This is a genomic window from Streptomyces lancefieldiae, from assembly GCF_031845825.1.
Lineage (GTDB): Bacteria > Actinomycetota > Actinomycetes > Streptomycetales > Streptomycetaceae > Streptomyces > Streptomyces lancefieldiae.
Genome location: NZ_JAVRFH010000012.1, coordinates 26,545 through 43,070 on the forward strand (window position 1 = coordinate 26,545; position 16,526 = coordinate 43,070).

At 73.1% G+C, this 16,526-nt stretch carries 13 protein-coding genes and 2 pseudogenes; 8 read left to right on the top strand and 7 right to left on the bottom strand.

What is annotated here, in order from left to right:
* The first annotated feature begins 86 nt into the window (after nucleotides 1-86).
* Nucleotides 87-1,094 (top strand): ornithine carbamoyltransferase, encoded by a 1,008-nt coding sequence (gene argF, locus RM812_RS14595; protein WP_311572954.1) that lies wholly within the window; start codon nucleotides 87-89, stop codon nucleotides 1,092-1,094.
* A gap of 100 nt (nucleotides 1,095-1,194) precedes the next feature.
* The gene (locus RM812_RS14600; protein WP_311572955.1) at nucleotides 1,195-2,643 is read left to right on the top strand and encodes an amino acid permease; all 1,449 of its coding nucleotides are present in this window, start codon (nucleotides 1,195-1,197) and stop codon (nucleotides 2,641-2,643) included.
* Here RM812_RS14600 and RM812_RS14605 read toward each other — a convergent pair.
* Nucleotides 2,600-3,040: an ATP-binding protein gene (locus tag RM812_RS14605; RefSeq protein WP_311572956.1), complete on the bottom strand. Its 441-nt coding sequence runs from the start codon at nucleotides 3,038-3,040 to the stop codon at nucleotides 2,600-2,602. The genes RM812_RS14600 and RM812_RS14605 overlap by 44 nt on opposite strands.
* A gap of 265 nt (nucleotides 3,041-3,305) precedes the next feature.
* On the opposite strand from RM812_RS14605, the gene RM812_RS14610 reads away from it, so the two are divergent.
* Nucleotides 3,306-4,133, top strand: a complete 828-nt coding sequence (locus RM812_RS14610; protein ID WP_311572957.1) for an enoyl-CoA hydratase family protein — start codon at nucleotides 3,306-3,308, stop codon at nucleotides 4,131-4,133.
* Nucleotides 4,134-4,137: 4 nt separating this feature from the next.
* Nucleotides 4,138-6,543 carry a bifunctional salicylyl-CoA 5-hydroxylase/oxidoreductase gene (locus RM812_RS14615; protein ID WP_311572958.1) on the top strand — a complete coding sequence of 802 codons (2,406 nt, stop codon included), beginning with the start codon at nucleotides 4,138-4,140 and terminating at the stop codon, nucleotides 6,541-6,543.
* Here the strand turns inward: RM812_RS14615 and RM812_RS14620 are convergent.
* The 3 genes from RM812_RS14620 to RM812_RS14630 form a co-directional block, all read right to left on the bottom strand.
* Entirely contained in the window at nucleotides 6,531-7,430 is a 900-nt protein-coding gene (locus tag RM812_RS14620) for a sulfotransferase family protein (RefSeq protein WP_311572959.1), read from the bottom strand. The two genes, RM812_RS14615 and RM812_RS14620, sit on opposite strands and share 13 nt — an antisense overlap.
* A 97-nt stretch (nucleotides 7,431-7,527) precedes the next feature.
* Entirely contained in the window at nucleotides 7,528-8,358 is an 831-nt protein-coding gene (locus tag RM812_RS14625) for a PaaX family transcriptional regulator (RefSeq protein ID WP_311572960.1), read from the bottom strand.
* A 15-nt stretch (nucleotides 8,359-8,373) separates the two neighbouring features.
* Entirely contained in the window at nucleotides 8,374-10,101 is a 1,728-nt protein-coding gene (locus RM812_RS14630; RefSeq protein WP_311573100.1) for an AMP-binding protein, read from the bottom strand.
* Nucleotides 10,102-10,207: 106 nt separating this feature from the next.
* Between RM812_RS14630 and RM812_RS14635 the strand changes: the two are divergent.
* The 4 genes and pseudogenes from RM812_RS14635 to RM812_RS14650 all read left to right on the top strand — a co-directional run.
* Nucleotides 10,208-10,618: pseudogene (locus tag RM812_RS14635) on the top strand (acyl-CoA dehydrogenase family protein); the annotation flags it as partial.
* Nucleotides 10,619-11,164: 546 nt separating this feature from the next.
* Nucleotides 11,165-11,902 (top strand): annotated as a pseudogene (locus RM812_RS14640) (acyl-CoA dehydrogenase family protein); the annotation flags it as partial.
* Complete coding sequence (locus RM812_RS14645; RefSeq protein ID WP_311572961.1) at nucleotides 11,899-12,297, top strand: RidA family protein; 399 nt, start codon at nucleotides 11,899-11,901, stop codon at nucleotides 12,295-12,297. The pseudogene RM812_RS14640 and the gene RM812_RS14645, both read left to right, overlap by 4 nt.
* Nucleotides 12,298-12,460: 163 nt before the next feature.
* On the top strand, nucleotides 12,461-12,895 hold the full coding sequence (locus RM812_RS14650) for a DUF6299 family protein (RefSeq protein ID WP_311572962.1): 435 nt from the start codon (nucleotides 12,461-12,463) through the stop codon (nucleotides 12,893-12,895).
* Between the two features lie 71 nt (nucleotides 12,896-12,966).
* On the opposite strand, the gene RM812_RS14655 is transcribed toward RM812_RS14650, so the two are convergent.
* The 3 genes from RM812_RS14655 to RM812_RS14665 all read right to left on the bottom strand — a co-directional run bounded on the left by RM812_RS14655 (nucleotide 12,967) and on the right by RM812_RS14665 (nucleotide 16,436).
* The gene (locus tag RM812_RS14655) at nucleotides 12,967-13,908 is read right to left on the bottom strand and encodes a hypothetical protein (protein WP_311572963.1); all 942 of its coding nucleotides are present in this window, start codon (nucleotides 13,906-13,908) and stop codon (nucleotides 12,967-12,969) included.
* Nucleotides 13,909-13,920: 12 nt separating this feature from the next.
* Complete coding sequence (locus RM812_RS14660) at nucleotides 13,921-14,136, bottom strand: hypothetical protein (RefSeq protein ID WP_311572964.1); 216 nt, start codon at nucleotides 14,134-14,136, stop codon at nucleotides 13,921-13,923.
* 206 nt (nucleotides 14,137-14,342) lie between these two features.
* Nucleotides 14,343-16,436, bottom strand: a complete 2,094-nt coding sequence (locus RM812_RS14665; protein WP_311572965.1) for a SpoIIE family protein phosphatase — start codon at nucleotides 16,434-16,436, stop codon at nucleotides 14,343-14,345.
* Nucleotides 16,437-16,526: the final 90 nt, after the last annotated feature.

Here is a 16,526-nt window from a genome sequence, read left to right on the forward strand (position 1 = left end):
AAGGCGGGCAAACATAGACTGTATATAAATTCAGAAGTTCGTATAGACTTCCAAGCGTCCCCGTCCCTGCACCTCTGGAGCGCCCCATGGCGACAGTCCCGACCGCCCTCGCCGGCCGCCACTTCCTCAAGGAGACCGACTTCACCGCGGACGAGTTCCGCGGCCTGGTCGAACTGGCCGCGGAGCTGAAGGCCGCCAAGAAGGCCGGGAACGAGACGCGGTACCTGCGGGGCCGGAACATCGCGCTGATCTTCGAGAAGACCTCGACGCGCACCCGCTGCGCGTTCGAGGTCGCCGCCGCCGACCAGGGGGCGTCGACCACGTACCTGGACCCGTCCGGCTCGCAGATGGGGCACAAGGAGTCCGTGAAGGACACCGCACGCGTGCTCGGGCGGATGTTCGACGGGATCGAGTACCGCGGGGACAGCCAGCGGAAGGTCGAGGAGCTGGCCGCCTGCGCCGGCGTGCCCGTCTACAACGGCCTGACCGACGACTGGCACCCCACGCAGATGCTCGCCGACGTGCTGACCATGACCGAGCACTGTGCCAAGCCCCTGAAGGCGATGTCCTTCGCCTACCTCGGCGACGCCCGCTTCAACATGGGCAACTCCTACCTGGTCACCGGTGCCCTGCTCGGCATGGACGTGCGCATCGTCGCCCCGAAGGCCTACTGGCCCGCCCAGGAGATCGTCGACAGCGCCCGCAAGCTGGCCGAGGCGAACGGGGCGCGCATCACGCTCACCGAGGGCCTGGAAGAGGGGGTCCGGGGCGCCGACTTCGTCGCCACCGACGTCTGGGTCTCCATGGGCGAGCCGAAGGAGGTCTGGGACGAGCGGATCGCCGCGCTGGCCCCGTACGCGGTGACCATGGACGTCCTGCGCGCCACCGGCAACCCGGACGTCAAGTTCCTGCACTGCCTGCCCGCCTTCCACGACCTGGGCACCAAGGTCGGCCAGGAGATCCACGAGAGCCACGGCCTCGACTCCCTCGAGGTCACCGACGAGGTCTTCGAGTCCCGGCACTCGGTCGTCTTCGACGAGGCCGAGAACCGGCTGCACACCATCAAGGCCGTACTCGTCGCCACCCTCGCCTGAACCGACCTATGCTGTCCGGCGGCCCGGAGCCACCCCTTCCGCAGGCCGCCGTGCGACACACCCGTCGCCTCCGCACCACCAGAAACGAGCACCACCCGCAATGCCCGCTTCCCGTATCAAGTCGCCCCACCTCCTGGTGGCCGAATCCGGCGCCGACCGCGAAGGCCACGGCCTGAAGCGCACGATGGGGCTGTTCCAGCTCGTCTGCTTCGGTGTGGGCGCCATCGTCGGCACCGGCATCTTCGTCGGTCTGTCCGACTCGGTCGCCGAGGCCGGCCCGGCCGTCGTCGTCTCCTTCGTGCTCGCCGCGATCACCTGCGTGTTCACCGCGTTCGCATTCGCCGAGCTGGGCGGCGCCATCCCGGTCTCCGGCTCCTCGTACTCCTTCGCCTACGCCGGACTCGGCGAGCGGACCGCCTTCCTGGTCGGCTGGTGCCTCTTGCTGGAGTACGGCGTGTCGGTCTCCGCGGTCGCGGTCGGCTGGAGCCAGTACGTCAACGAACTGCTGGACAGCGTCCTCGGCATCCAGCTGCCCCAGGGGCTCTCGGCGGGGCCCGGCGACGGTGGCGTGGTCAACCTGCCCGCGGTGATCGTCATCGCGCTGGCCTGCGTGCTGCTGGTGCGCGGGGTACGGGAGAGCGCCCGGGCCACGGCCGCGATGGCCGTCCTCAAGCTGGCCGTCCTCGTCGCCTTCTGCGCCATCGGCTTCTCCGCCTTCCAGGACGGCAACCTCACCCCGTTCTCCCCGGCCGGCCTCGGCGGCATCGGCGCCGGCACCACGGCCGCCTTCTTCTCGTACATCGGCTTCGACGCGATCACCACGGCCGGCGAGGAGGCCAAGAACCCGCGCCGGGACATCCCGGTCGCGATCCTGGTCTGCATCGGCCTGGTCACCCTGCTGTACTGCGCGGTCGCCGTCGCCGCGATCGGCGCCGTCGGCGGTGACACGGTCGGCGACCGCCCCGCCGCCCTCTCCTACGTCGTGAACGAGGTCACCGGCTCCACGATCGGCGGCGGTGTCGTCGCCTTCGGCGCGGTGGTGGCCATCGCCTCGGTGGTGCTCGCCGTGATGTACGGCCAGACCCGCATCCTGATGTCCATGTCCCGGGACGGTCTGATCCCGCGCGTCTTCGAGAAGATCTCCCCGCGCACCGCCACCCCCGTCGCCGGCACCCTCATCGTGGGCGTGGTCTTCGCGCTCCCCGCGGCCTTCGCCCCGCTCGACGCGGTGGTCAACCTGTGCACCATCGGCACCCTCGCCACCATGGCCGCCGTCAACGTCTCCGTGATCGCGCTGCGCCGCCGCGAGCCCGGCCTCGCCCGCACCTTCCGGGTGCCGCTGTACCCGGTGACGCCGCTCCTCGGGGTCGGCTTCTGCCTCTACCTGATCTACGAGACGGGCCGGGCCACCTGGCTCCAGTTCGCGGTGTTCCTGGCGGTGGGCCTGCTGGTCTACGCCGCCTACGGGCGCCGGCACTCCCGCCTCGCCGGGGCCGGCGCGCAGGTCACGCCGGAGGACGACGCTGAGCGGGTACCGCAGGAAGCCTGAACCAGACCGCCTTGCCGGACCCGGTGGGCCGGTGGCCGCAGGACGAGCTCAGGGCGCGGATCAGCAGCAGACCGCGCCCGTACTCCTGCCAGGGGTCGGGCGGCTCCACACCGGGACGGGTGAGGTCGCCGGGCGGCGCCGGGTCCGGGTCGTGGACCTCGACCTGGCAGCCTGTCGGCATCAGCTCCACCACCAGCTCGATCGGCGTCTCGCCGGAGGTGTGCTCGACGGCGTTGGCGACCAGTTCCGCCGTGAGCAGCTCCGCGGTGTCGCTGTCGGCCGGGTGCTCCAGCTCGGCCAGCGCCGTACGGACCAGGGCACGCGCCACCGGCACGGCCGCGGCGGAGTGCGGCAGCGCGATGCGCCAGGAGGCGGGGGCATGAGAGCGATCGTGCACGGCTGATCCGTTTCTGGAGCAGGCGGTCCTGTCCTGCTTTCAACCCTACGAATGGTACGGCGCATCCCGGCAGAGCCGTTCGACGGGCACCTCGCGGGACCTTCGGCCCGCTACCGGACGGCGTACCCGGGTGAACGCGGCGGCATCCGTCCGGGAGCCGTCCTATCGCGCCTACGTGACGACAGTCACAGGACGGTGATAGCTTCGAAGTGCTTCGGTACCCGGAGCTCAGTGAGGCCGCGCCCGCCCGAGGAGGCCGCCCGTCATGAGTCCCTTCACCGGCTCCGCCGCCCGCACCCCCGACTGGCGGCACCTGCGCGTCGATCTCACCGACGGTGTCGCCACCGTCACCCTCGCCCGCCCCGACAAGCTCAACGCGCTCACCTTCGAGGCCTACGCCGACCTGCGCGACCTGCTGGCGGAGCTGTCCCGGGAGCGGTGCGTACGGGCCCTCGTCCTGACCGGCGAGGGACGCGGCTTCTGCTCCGGCGGCGACGTGGACGAGATCATCGGCGCCACGCTGTCCATGGACACCGCCCGGCTGCTGGACTTCAACCGGATGACCGGCCAGGTGGTGCGCGCCGTACGGGAAGCGCCGTTCCCGGTGATCGCCGCGGTCCACGGCGTCGCGGCCGGGGCGGGGGCGGTCCTCGCGCTGGCCGCCGACTTCCGTGTCGCCGACCCGTCCGCCCGCTTCGCCTTCCTCTTCACCCGCGTCGGCCTCTCCGGCGGCGACATGGGCGCCGCCTACCTGCTGCCCCGCGTCGTGGGCCTCGGACACGCCACCCGCCTGCTGATGCTCGGCGAACCGGTGCGGGCGCCCGAGGCCGAGCGGATCGGCCTGATCAGCGAGCTGACCGACGAGGGCCGCGCCGACGAGGCCGCCCACTCACTCGCCCGCCGCCTGGCCGACGGCCCCGCCCTGGCGTACGCCCAGACCAAGGCCCTGCTCACCGCGGAACTGGACATGCCCCTGGCGGCGGCGGTGGAGCTGGACGCCTCGACCCAGGCCCTCCTGATGAACGGCGAGGACTACGCCGAGTTCCACGCGGCCTTCACGGAGAAGCGGCCGCCCAAGTGGCAGGGGAGGTAGGGGGATGCTTCCGGCCAAGGGGACCGCAGCACTCTCAGGGGCGCGGGGCTGTGACGATCAGCGGCTCCGCCGCGGGGCGCGAGGAGCCACGACGCACCCGCAGCCGCCCGCGACGACCAGCCACCCCCTGCACGCGGCGATCATCGGCGGCGGCCCCGGCGGCCTCTACACCGCCGCCCTCCTCAAACGCCTCGCCCCCGACCGGCAGGTCACCGTCTGGGAACGCAACGCCCCCGACGACACCTTCGGCTTCGGCGTCGTCCTCTCCGACGAAACCCTCGGCGGCATCGAACACGCCGACCCCGTCGTCCACGCGGCCCTGAAACAGGACTTCGTCCGCTGGGACGACATCGACATCGTCCACCGAGGCACCCGCCACACCTCCTCAGGACACCGCTTCGCCGCCCTCGGCCGCCGCCGCCTCCTGGAGATCCTGCACGAGCGCTGCCGCGCCCTCGGCGTCGAGCTGCGCTTTCGCACCGAGGCCCCGGACCCCGCCCGGCTGACGGAGACGTACGACCTCGTCGTCGCCGCCGACGGAGTGCACAGCACCACCCGCGAGACCTGTCGCGACGTCTTCCGGCCCCGCGTCACCGGCCACCGCTGCCGTTACATCTGGCTGGCCGCCGACTTCGCCTTCGACGCCTTCCGGTTCGAGATCGCCGAGACCGAGCACGGCGTGATGCAGCTGCACGGCTACCCGTACGCGGCCGACGCCTCCACCGTCATCGTGGAGATGCGCGAGGAGGTGTGGCGGGCGGCCGGCTTCGACGAACTGGACGAACCCGAGTCCACCGCCCGCTGCGCCAAGATCTTCGCCGACGCCCTCGGCGGCCGGCCGCTGAGGTCCAACAAGTCGGCGTGGACCACCTTCCGCACGGTCGTCAACGAACGCTGGTCCCACGGCAACCTCGTCCTCCTCGGCGACGCCGCCCACACCGCCCACTTCTCCATCGGCTCCGGCACCAAGCTCGCCGTGGAGGACGCCCTCGCCCTCGCCGCCTGCCTGGAGGAACAGCCCTCCCTCGCGCAGGCGCTGGCCGCCTACGAGCAGGAGCGGCGCCCCGTGGTCGCCTCCACCCAGCGCGCGGCCCGCGCCAGCCTGGAATGGTTCGAGGACCTGCCCCGGTACCTCGACCAGCCGCCCCGCCAGTTCGCCTTCAACCTCCTCACCCGCAGCCGCCGCGTCACCCACGACAACCTCCGGCTGCGCGACGTCCGCTTCACCGGGTCGGTGGAGCGCGAGTTCGGCTGCCCGCCCGGCACGCCCCCGATGTTCACCCCGTTCCGGCTGCGCGGCCTGACCCTGCGCAACCGCGTCGTCGTCTCGCCGATGGACATGTACTCGGCCACCGACGGTCTCCCCGGCGACTTCCACCTGGTCCATCTGGGGGCCAGGGCCCTGGGCGGCGCGGGACTGGTGATGACCGAGATGGTGTGCGTCAGCGAGGAGGGCCGCATCACCCCCGGCTGCACGGGCCTCTACACCGGCCGGCAGGCCGAGGCGTGGAAGCGGGTCACGGACTTCGTGCACGCCCGGGCGCCCGGCACCGCGATCGGCGTGCAGCTCGGCCACAGCGGACGCAAGGGCTCGACCCGGCTGATGTGGGAGGGCATGGACGAACCGCTCCCCGACGGCAACTGGCCCCTCGTGGCCGCCTCCGCGCTGCCCTACAGGACGGGCAGCCAGACTCCCCGCGAGCTGTCGCGGGCCCGGCTGACGGACCTCAGGGAGCAGTTCGCGGGCGCCGCGGCGCGGGCCGCCCGGGCCGGCTTCGACCTGCTCGAACTGCACTGCGCCCACGGCTACCTGCTCTCCGGCTTCCTCTCTCCGCTCACCAACCACCGCACCGACGCCTACGGCGGCTCCCTGGAGAAGCGGCTCCGCTTCCCCCTGGAGGTCTTCGACGCCGTACGCGGCGTGTGGCCCGGGGAACGGCCGATGACGGTCCGCATCTCCGCCACCGACTGGGCCGAGGGCGGCACGAGCGCCGAGGACGCCGTGGAGATCGCCCGCGCCTTCGCGGCGCACGGCGCCGACGCGATCGACGTGTCCACGGGCCAGGTGGTGGCCGAGGAGCGGCCGGAGTTCGGGCGGTCGTACCAGACCCCGTTCGCGGACCGCGTCCGGCACGAGGCGGGTGTCCCGGTGATCGCCGTCGGCGCGATCTCCTCCTGGGACGACGTCAACTCCCTGATCCTGGCCGGACGCGCCGACCTGTGCGCGCTCGCCCGCCCCCACCTCTACGACCCGCACTGGACGCTGCACGCGGCGGCCGAGCAGGGCTACGACGGCCCGGGTGCCGTCTGGCCGGCGCCCTACCGGGCGGGCAGCCGCCGCCCGGTGACCGGACGCACGGACGCGCCCAGGCCCAGGCTCACGCTGCGCACCCCGCCTCAGGACGTGTAACCCCAGGCCTCGCACATCCCGCGCAGCCGCTCGGGGATCTCGTCGTCCTTGGGCAGCGCGCGCCCCGGCTGGACCGTTCCGGTACGGATGTTGTCGCGCCAGTCGCCGAGGCCCCTGACCAGCTCGCTTCCGCTCTTCCTGCCGTAGTTCAGCATGGCCGGCGCGTAGTCGACGCCGAGGAACGCGCACAGGCGGCGCATCTCCCGCTCGGGGTCGGCGGTGATGTCCTCGTAGCGCACGGTGAATCCGTCGGCGTCGGCCGCGCGGGCCTCCTCGACGGCCGTCAGGTAGCGCAGTACGTCGGTGACGGCCTTGTCGTACGGCCGCTTGACGGGGTCGCTCTCGTGCCAGGAACGGGTGATCGACTCCGGGTGCCGCAGCAGGAAGACGAAGCGCGCGTCCGGCCAGCAGTCCTTCAGGCGCCCGTACATGTAGGCGTTGGCCGGGGTCTTCTCGACGATGAAGTCCTTGCCGGACTTGACCAGTTCGCGGTGCATGACGCGATCCCACAGCAGGTGCTCCAGGTCGCCGCGGCCCAGACCGAGGGCGCTCATGGCGCGCTCGGAGTGCCAGTTGCCGCAGACGACGTCCGTCCGGCCGAGGTGCAGCTCGTGCAGGGCGTGCAGCCGCGGATGGGCGCCCAGCATCATGCGCAGCAGGGTGGAACCGGAACGGATGGACGAGATGACGAAGACCGGCCGCCGCAGCAGCCGGTCGGTCGCCAGTTCGTCGGCCGACGGACATCGGTAGGTCGCCGCGGGCGGCCCGGCGGGCTTCCGGACGACGGACGTCTCCCCCTTCGTGCCCTTCGCGGCCCGGGGAGCTCTCCGTACCTGCAGGCCGGTGGTGACGGTGAGGGCCCGGTTCAAGTGACGTGTGAGACTCATGCGTCCGGACGGTAGGGGGGAAACCTGAGAAGAGGGTCGGAAGGACCTGAGGGTTCCCTGATCCCGGAGAAATGTGGCGCGGTTCACCGCGAGGAGTTCACTGGCGCTCCGGCAGCGCGTAGCGCGCCCCCGCGTCGCGCAGCCGCTCGTGCAGGGCCCGGAAGACGGCCGCCGAGCGCGTGCCGGGCCAGTCGCCGGGCAGGAGCCGGGCGGGCAGCCCGGGGTCCGTGTAGGGAAGGTGTCGCCAGGAGTCCAGGGCGAGGAGGTAGTCGCGGTAGGCCTCCTCGGGCGGGGTGTCCGAGCGGCCTTCCCACGCGTGCAGTACGCGCGCGTGGCGGTCGAGGAACGTCTCGTGCTCCTTGGCGATCGCGGCCAGGTCCCACCAGCGTGCCGCCGCCCGAGCGGTCGGCGTGAACCCCAGGTGCTCTCCGCGGAAGAAGTCCACGTAGGAGTCGAGGCCCAGGCGGCCCAGCGCGTGCCGGGTCTCCTCGTACAGGCGGGCGGGGGCGATCCACACGCCGGGGGCCGCGGTGCCGAAACCGAGGCCGGCCAGGCGGGACCGCAGTACGTGCCGCTTCTGCCGCTCCGACTCCGGCACGGAGAACACGGCGAGCACCCAGCCCTCGTCCTCGTAGGGTGCCGTGGCGTAGACGCGCCGGTCCCCGTCGTCCAGCAACTGCCGTGCCTCGGCGGACAGTTCGTACCCGGCCGCACCCTCGGCCGTCCGGGCGGGCAGCAGCAGCCCGCGCCGCTTCAGCCGGGACACCGACGAGCGTACGGAGGGCGCATCCACCCCCACCGCGGCCAGCAGCCGGATCAGCTCGGCGACGGGCACCGGGCCCGGGGCGAACCGGCCGTACGCGCCGTAGAGCGTGACGATCAGGGACCTCGGGGCGTGCTGCGCGTGCTGCTCGGACACGTTGATCATCTTAGGTCGTCGGCATCACGCCTGGTCACACCGGGGACCGGGAGCGGAGCCGGGAGCGGGGCCGGGTGGGGCCAGGAGCCGGTAGCGCTGGAGCTTGCCGGTCGCCGTGCGCGGCAGCGCGTCCAGGAAGACGATCTCGCGCGGGCACTTGTACGGCGCCAGCTCGGCCCGGAGGAAGGCGCGCAGCGCGTCGGGGTCCCGCTCGGCACCCTCCTTCAGCACCGCGTGGGCCACCACCGCCTGCCCGCGGGCCGGGTCGGGCCGGCCCACCACCGCCGCCTCGACGACGTCCGGATGCCGCAGCAGCGCGTCCTCGACCTCCGGCCCGGCGATGTTGTAACCGGCGGAGATGATCATGTCGTCGGCGCGTGCCACGTACCGGAAGTAGCCGTCGGGCCGGCGGACGTAGGTGTCGCCGGTGATGTTCCAGCCGTCGCGCACGTACTCCCGCTGCCGCGGATCGGCGAGGTACCGGCAGCCCACCGGCCCGCGCACCGCCAGCAGTCCGGGCTCCCCGTCGGGCACGGGCGCGCCGTGCTCGTCCTGCACGCGCGCCTGCCACCCCGGCACCGGAACGCCCGTCGTGCCGGGCCTGATGTCACCGTCCGCCGCGGAGACGAAGATGTGCAGCAGCTCGGTGGCGCCGATGCCGTTGATGATGCGCAGGCCGGTGCCCTCCTGCCAGGCGTGCCAGGTGGCCGCGGGCAGGTTCTCGCCCGCCGACACGCAGCGTCGCAGAGACGTCAGGTCGTACGCGTCCAGGTCGTCGAGCATCGCGCGGTACGCCGTCGGCGCCGTGAACAGCACCGACACCCGGTGTTCGGCGACGGCCGGCAACAGCTGCCGGGGGCCCGCCTGTTCGAGCAGCAGCGCGCTCGCCCCGGCCCGCATCGGGAAGATCACCAGCCCGCCGAGCCCGAAGGTGAAGCCGAGCGGCGGACTGCCCGCGAAGAGGTCGTCCGCGCGGGGCTTGAGCACGTGCCGGGAGAAGGTGTCGGCGACCGCCAGCACGTCGCGGTGGAAGTGCACGCAGCCCTTGGGGCGCCCGGTGGTGCCCGAGGTGAAGGCGATCAGCGCCACGTCGTCGGCCGCGGTGTCCACGGCCGGGTACGGGACGTGCGGCGCCGTGCCGGCCTCCGCGCGGGCCAGCAGGTCGCCGGGCCCGTCCCCGCCGTACGTCGTGATCCGCAGCCCGGGGATCTCCGCCCCGGCGAGGTCGTCGACGGCCCGGACGTCGCACAGGGCGTGCCGCACCCGGGCGATCTCGCAGACCGCGCGCAGTTCGTGCGGACGCTGCTGGGCCAGCACGGTGACCGCCACGGCGCCCGCCTTCAGCACCGCGAGCCAGCAGGCGGCCAGCCACGGGGTGGTGGGGCCCCGCAGCAGCACCCGGTTGCCGGGGACGACACCGAGGTCGCCGGTGAGGAGGTGGGCGAGCCGGTCGACGCGGGCCCGCAGCCCTCCGTAGCTCCAGGTGTCCCCGGACGCGGTACGGAAGACCGGGCGGTCGTCGGGCGGGCCGGTGAGCAGCTCGGCGGCGCAGTTCAGCCGGGCGGGATAGCGCAGTTCCGGGAGGTCGAAGCGGAGCTCGGGCCACTGGTCGGGGGGCGGCAGGTGCTCGCGCGCGAAGGTGTCGACGTGGGCGGAGCGGTGCGGTTCCGTGCGGTGCGGATCTGCCATGGCGGTTCGCCCCCTTTGCCGTGGTGGGCTCGCGCCATGAGCGTATCGTGTTGGTGACGGCAGTCAACGGTGCGCGATAACCTCGGGCGTGGCCCGTGGCCCGTGGCCCGTGGCTTGTGGCTTGTGGCTTGTGAACAGGGGAGCAGGGGAGCAGGGGAAGGGACCGGCGATGACCGCATTCTCGCTCGAACCGGCACGACTCACCTGGTGCGACGAGCTGCGCACCCTGGCCGCCGAGCGGCTGCGCCCCCTGGCCCGGAAGGGCGAACCGGGCCGCGTCAACCGTGCGCTCGTCGCCGAACTCGGCGCCCTCGGCCTGCTGCCCCGCCTGTTCACCTCGGGCGCGCTCGACCTGTGCCTGATGCGCGAGTCCCTCGCCCACGCCTGTACGGAGGCCGAGACCGCCCTCGCCCTCCAGGGCCTCGGCGCCCACCCGGTGCACGCCCACGGCACCGACGCCCAGCGCGCCCGCTGGCTGCCCCGCGTGAGCGACGGCAGTGCGGTGGCCGCCTTCGCGCTCAGCGAGCCCGACGCCGGCTCGGACGCGGCGGCGCTGACGCTCCGGGCGGACCCGGCCGCGACGGCGCGATGGACGACACGGGAAGGCGGCCCCGCGGGCTCCCCGCCCGCCGGCCGGGCCACCGCCGGGCAGGAGGCCGGGGCCGGTCGCCCCGGGCGGCCCACCGCGGGGCGCGGCACGGGTTCGAGCCCGTCGGCATCGGACGCCGCACGGCCCGCCGTCGGCCGGGGCGAGGCGCCGGACGCCGGGCGGGGTGGTGCGGGGCGTGGCGTGGGGCGTGGCGTGGGCACGGGCTCGTCGGCCGCCGACGTCATGAGGACCGGCGTGGGACGGGACGTGAGGGCGGTGGACCCGGATCCCTCGGCCCGGGGTGGCGCGCGGGGTGGGGCGTGGCGTGGCGTGGGGCCGGCCCCCTCGAATCCCTCGGCCGCGGACGCCGTGCGGTCGACCGCCGACCCCGGTGCGGGTGCGTATCCGCCGCCCCCGGAGGCCGCCGCGCGTGACGCCGCCGCGCGCCCCGGGGAGCCGAGCCCGCCCGGCGACAGGTCGGGCACCGGCGAGCACCCGGCCGCGACCGCCGCTCTGGGCGCTCTGGGCGCCGACCGCGACGGCCGCTCCGGCTGGCGGCTCACCGGCGAGAAGTGCTGGATCTCCAACGCCCCCGAGGCCGACTTCTACACCGTCTTCGCCCGCACCACCCCCGACGCCGGCGCCCGCGGCGTCACCGCCTTCCTCGTGCCCGCCGACCGCCCCGGCCTGACCGGCGCTCCCCTCGACATGCTCTCCCCGCACCCCATCGGCACCCTGGCCTTCGACGCCGTACCCGTCACGGCCGACGACGTCCTCGGCGAACCGGACCGCGGCTTCCGGGTCGCCATGGACACCCTCAACCTGTTCCGCCCCAGCGTCGGCGCCTTCGCGGTCGGCATGGCGCAGGCCGCCCTCGACGCCACCCTGGCGCACACCACCGCCCGCGACGCCTTCGGCGGAAAGCTGCGCGACCTCCAGGCCGTCTCCCACCAGGTGGCCGAAATGGCCCTGCGCACCGAGGCGGCCCGCCTCATGGTGTACGCGGCCGCCACGGCGTACGACGAGCACGCGCCGGACGTCCCGCAGCGCGCCGCCATGGCCAAACTCCTCGCCACCGAGACCGCCCAGTACGTCGTCGACAAGGCCGTCCAACTCCACGGCGCCCGCGCCCTGCAACGCGGCCACCTCCTCGAACACCTCTACCGCGAGGTGCGCGCCCCCCGCGTCTACGAGGGCGCGAGCGAGGTGCAACGCGGCATCATCGCCAAGGAGCTGTACCGGGCGCAGGACGCGACCGAGGAGGCCGGAGCATGACCGCCGAACGGGTGAACCCGCCTGGCCTCTCCCCGCCCGCCGGCTTCTCCCACGCCGTCGTCGCCACCGGCACCCGTGTCGTGTTCCTGGCCGGCCAGACCGCCCTCGACACCGACGGCGAGGTCACGGGCGACACCCTCCCCGCCCAGTTCGAAAGGGCCCTCACCAACCTCCTGACCGCCCTGCGCGCCGCCGGCGGCACCCCCGCCGACCTCGCCCGCGTCACGGTCTACGCCACGGACGTCGCCGCCTACCGCGCCCACGCCGCCGACCTCGGCCGCATCTGGCGGGCACTGGCGGGCCGCGACTACCCGGCGATGGCGGTGGTGGAGGTCGTACGCCTGTGGGACGAGCGGGCGCTCGTGGAACTCGACGGCTTCGCCGTACTGCCGTAGGCCCCCCTGCCACAACTCCCGTGTCCGCCCCGGAGGGACACCCGGTGGCGAGTCCGTGACGGCCGTCGCGGACTCGCCACCGAAGGGGTGACGGTCACTGTCGTCGGCCCCCTCACCCTGTACCAGTGGAACCCTCCATTCCGACCGACCGGGAGGTCCCACCATGCCCGTACGTGTACGATCCGCCGCCCTCGCCGCAGCCGCCGGCGCAGCCCTGCTCCTGCCGGCCACCCCCGCCGCGTTCGCGGCGGCCGACACGGAGACGGTGACGGTCGACCGGACCGGCCGCATCGCCTCGGACGGCACCGTCACCCTCTCCGGCACCTACCGCTGCACCGCCGGCACCGGTCCCGTCTTCGTCAGCTCCTCAGTGAGCCAGAGCAACCCGTCCGTGCGGTACGGCATCGGAGGCACCCGCGCGGTGTGCGACGGCCAGGAGCACCGCTGGGTCAACAGAGGAAGGGCGTTCGCGAACGCCCTGAAGTCGGGCGAGGCACACGTCGAGGCCAGCCTGATGGAGCTGCGGCCCACCAGCGGCCTGCTGCTGCCGCACTTCCACGCATGGCAGGAGCAGGCCGTCACGTTGGTCGCGGGCTGAGCCCGCGCCGTCGGGCCCCGCACCGACCCGGTACGGGGGCCCACGCCGGTACGTTCGCCATGACGTCCCGGTCAGGTGCGTTTCCGCGCCGGCCGTCCGGGGGGCCGGCCGACCGGGTCGGCCGGGCGGGTCCGTACGCCGGACCGGGACGGGTGCTGGGCATGCCGCTGCTGGGGGAAGGACAGCGAGTCCCGGTCCGCCGAGTCCCGCGCCACCGAGTCCCGCGCTGCCGTGCCCGCGGCCTCGTCGGCCGGCGCCGGCACGGGGCGCTGGCGGTGGCGCGGCACCACTCGCCGCGGCGGACGGGTGAGGGTGATCTGGCGGACGATCTGCTGGAAGCAGACCAGCGACGCCAGCCCCGGCAGGGCCGCTGCCGCGCTGTCGCTGAGGGTTCTGGGTGCCTGTGCGATGCACAGCAGCATCGCGATGGCCGAGAACAGCAGCACCATGGCCCAGGAGTGGACCGCGCGGCGTTGGTGCAGCGCGGACCGCAGGACGGCCAGCGACGCCACCAACCAGGGCCCGTACACCAGCAGCGGCCACCAGGACACGACGCTGCCGCGGGCGCGGGTCACGGCCGCCAGGCGCAGGGACTCGTAGGCCACCATGCCGCCGAACAGGCTGACCGAGGCCGCGATGACCGCGGCGAGGGCGGCGATGCTCAGGCTGGTGGCGCGCAGCCGGCTCACCTTTCTGCCCGTGCGGACCCTGCGGTGGCTCGTGGGGGAATCCCTCAACGGCGGCAGTTCCGCCGTGATTTCCTGCAGATTGCTGAGCGGTGTTCCCGGTGCGGGGGTGATCGCAGACGTGTCCGTTTCCTGAAGCGCGGTGGTCTGCTGTTCCATCGCGTCCTGGAGCAGGAACGCGAGTTCTTCGGCCGGGTCCCAGCCGGGTTCCGGTGGGACCAGGGCTTCCGGAGCCGCTTCCCGGGGCCCCCGGTGGCGGCCGGTGCCCGCGGAGGGGAACAGGCCTTCGCCGTAGGGCAGGGGCTGATGAATGTGCTCATCGTGCATGACGCGCCCGGGTCACTCCGCCGTGGTGTACGTCAGGGAACCCTGGGAGGACCGGCCCCAACGCTCGGCGAAACCGGCCTCCAGCTCGGTCATGACGTCCAGGAAGCGTTGCAGTACGGGCTCGGTCACCCGGAGCGGGACGGGGAACCCGCCTCTGGTCAGGGTTCCGTCGACCGGCGACGGGCTGTGGTTCCTGCCGGGCGTGTAGGTGTAGGGGCCCAGCGTCACCGAACACCCCCCTTCGATGACGTGCCCTTGCTCTCGCTTCAACGGACAGGAGACCAATTCCCCGTTTTGCTCGGTCATATCCGAAGTAACGTCTGCCTACTCCATCGGATGCGTGGCAGTCGAGTGAACGAATTCTGGGATTCTCACCCCATCCGAATGCATGGAAGAGCGATGGTATCTCTGTATGAATAACGCCGGGAGGCGGATCAGGGCTCCGCCGCGGCGCTCATGTCGACGGCGTCCAGCATGACCGACGGGTCCGCGGGTGCGCCGTCGAGTTGCTGTTCGGACCAGATGGTCTTGTCCCGGCGGCTGTGCCGGACGCCCCAGCGGGAGCTGAGCCGCGTGACGATGTAGAGGCCGCGTCCGCCCTCGTCGCTCTCCCTCGCGTGGCGCAGGTGGGGGCTGGCGCTGCTGGCGTCCGTGACCTCGGTCAGCAGCCGGTCCCGGTCGTGGATGAGCCGCAGGCGGACCGGTCCCTTCCCGTAGCGGATGGCGTTGGTGACGAGTTCGCTGACGACGAGTTCGGTGGTGAAGACCGCGTCGTCGAGGTCCCAGGCGGCGAGTTGCCGGTCGGTGAGCAGCCGTGCCGTGCTCACGACGGACGCGTCGGCGGGCAGCGTCCAGTCCGCGACCCGTTCCGCCGGCAGGGCCTGGGTGCGCGCGAGGAGGAGGACGGCGTCGTCGTGCCGGGAAGGCGCCACGCGGTACACGGTGGTGTCGCACAGTTCCTGCAACGGCTGGGTGGTGGTGGCGAGGACGCGTTCGAGGCGGCGTGCGGCGGCGGCCCGGTCGCCCTGGTCGCGGCCGTCGGCGGTGAGGAGGCCGTTGGTGAAGTGGGCGAGGAGACTGCCCGGGGGCAGCTCGATCACTATCGGGGTGAAGGCACGTCCGCTGCCCGCTCCGAGGGGCGGCCCCTGGGGCACGTCCACGGTGAGCGGGGAGCCGTCGGGGTCGATGACGATGGGGGAGGGGTGTCCCGCGCGGACCATGGTGCAGTGGCACGAGACGGGGTCGTAGACGGTGATCGCGCACGTCGCCACATGGGCGTCCGCGGCCGACGCGGAGGCGCTCGCGAGCTGGGCCGCGACCTCGTCCAGTCGGGTCAGCAACTCGTCCGTCTCCAGGTCCTGCAGGGCGAGCGTGCGCAGAGCGACCCGGAGCTGGCCCATGGTGGCCGCCGCTTCGATGCCGTGACCGGCGACCTCGCCGACGACGAGGGCGACGCGCGTGCCGGAGAGCGGGATGACGTCGAACCAGTCACCGCCGGCGCTCTCCGGCAGGTACACATGGGCGGTCTCCACCGCCGAGAGCTCCGGGATCGCACCGGGTTGGAGCCTGCGCTGCAACGCCGTGGCCACGGTGTGCTCGCGGTGGTAGCTGCGCGCGTTGTCCAGGTGCGCGGACGCCGTGGAGGCCGCTTGCCGGGCCACGTCCAGATCCGCCTCGTCGAAGGCGTCCGTCCGGTTCCGGTACAGGGTCAGCAGCCCGAGGACGCTGTCCCGGGCCGTGAGCGGGGCGACGATCATGGAGTGCACGTTCGCCCTGATCATCGGCGCGAACCCCTCCGGATCGGCGGACAGCCACGGCGCGTCCGGGGAGACCCGGACCACACGGGCCTCCCTGTCGTTGAGGACCTGCGTGTAGGGGGTGGGAAAGGGGAACGGGCGGCTGTCGCCCTCCTTTCTGCCCGTCTCGGCGGCGGACGGAGCGAAGGACACGCGACGCAGCGGAAGACTCGTCGGCCGGGGGCCGTCCTGCCCGCAGGGCCCGTCCCGACCGTCGTCCAGGAGGTCGACACTCGCCGCGTCGGCGAAGGCGGGCACCAGAGCGCGCACCAGTTCGTCGGCTGTGGTCCGCGCTTCCAGCGTGGAGCCGACGATCGCGTGCACCGTACTGAGAACGGCCAGGCGGGCTGCCGACTCCTGCCTCTCGGTCACGTCCTCGACCACGGCCACCAGTCCCGGCGCCCCGTCGCCCGTGCCGTGCAGGGGGAAGAGGGACACTTCCAGCGCGAGGGTCCGGTGCGGGACCGACGGCGACCGTCCCCGGACCAGCCGACCCCGCAGGGGCTCGCCGGTCGCGAGGGTCTCGTCGATCAGGGCCCTGATCTCCGCGCGGTCGAATCCGGGGGCGAAGTCCTCGGCGGAGTGGCCGATGATGTCGTCGGGGGGCACTCCCCGACCGGCGGGGTGGTACCGGGTGACCTTCTGTTCGGAATCGAAAACGAACAGACCCTGGGGCGAACCGGCGAACAGCGCGGCCAGCACCGCTGCGTCGTCGATGGAACGGCCTGCCACCGCAAGCTCCCTTCGCGGACCTTCCTCCTCACCTTCTCGCATCGGCCGCACGCGGCAACTCGGCCGGCTCTCGGAGGGCTCGGCCAGGTG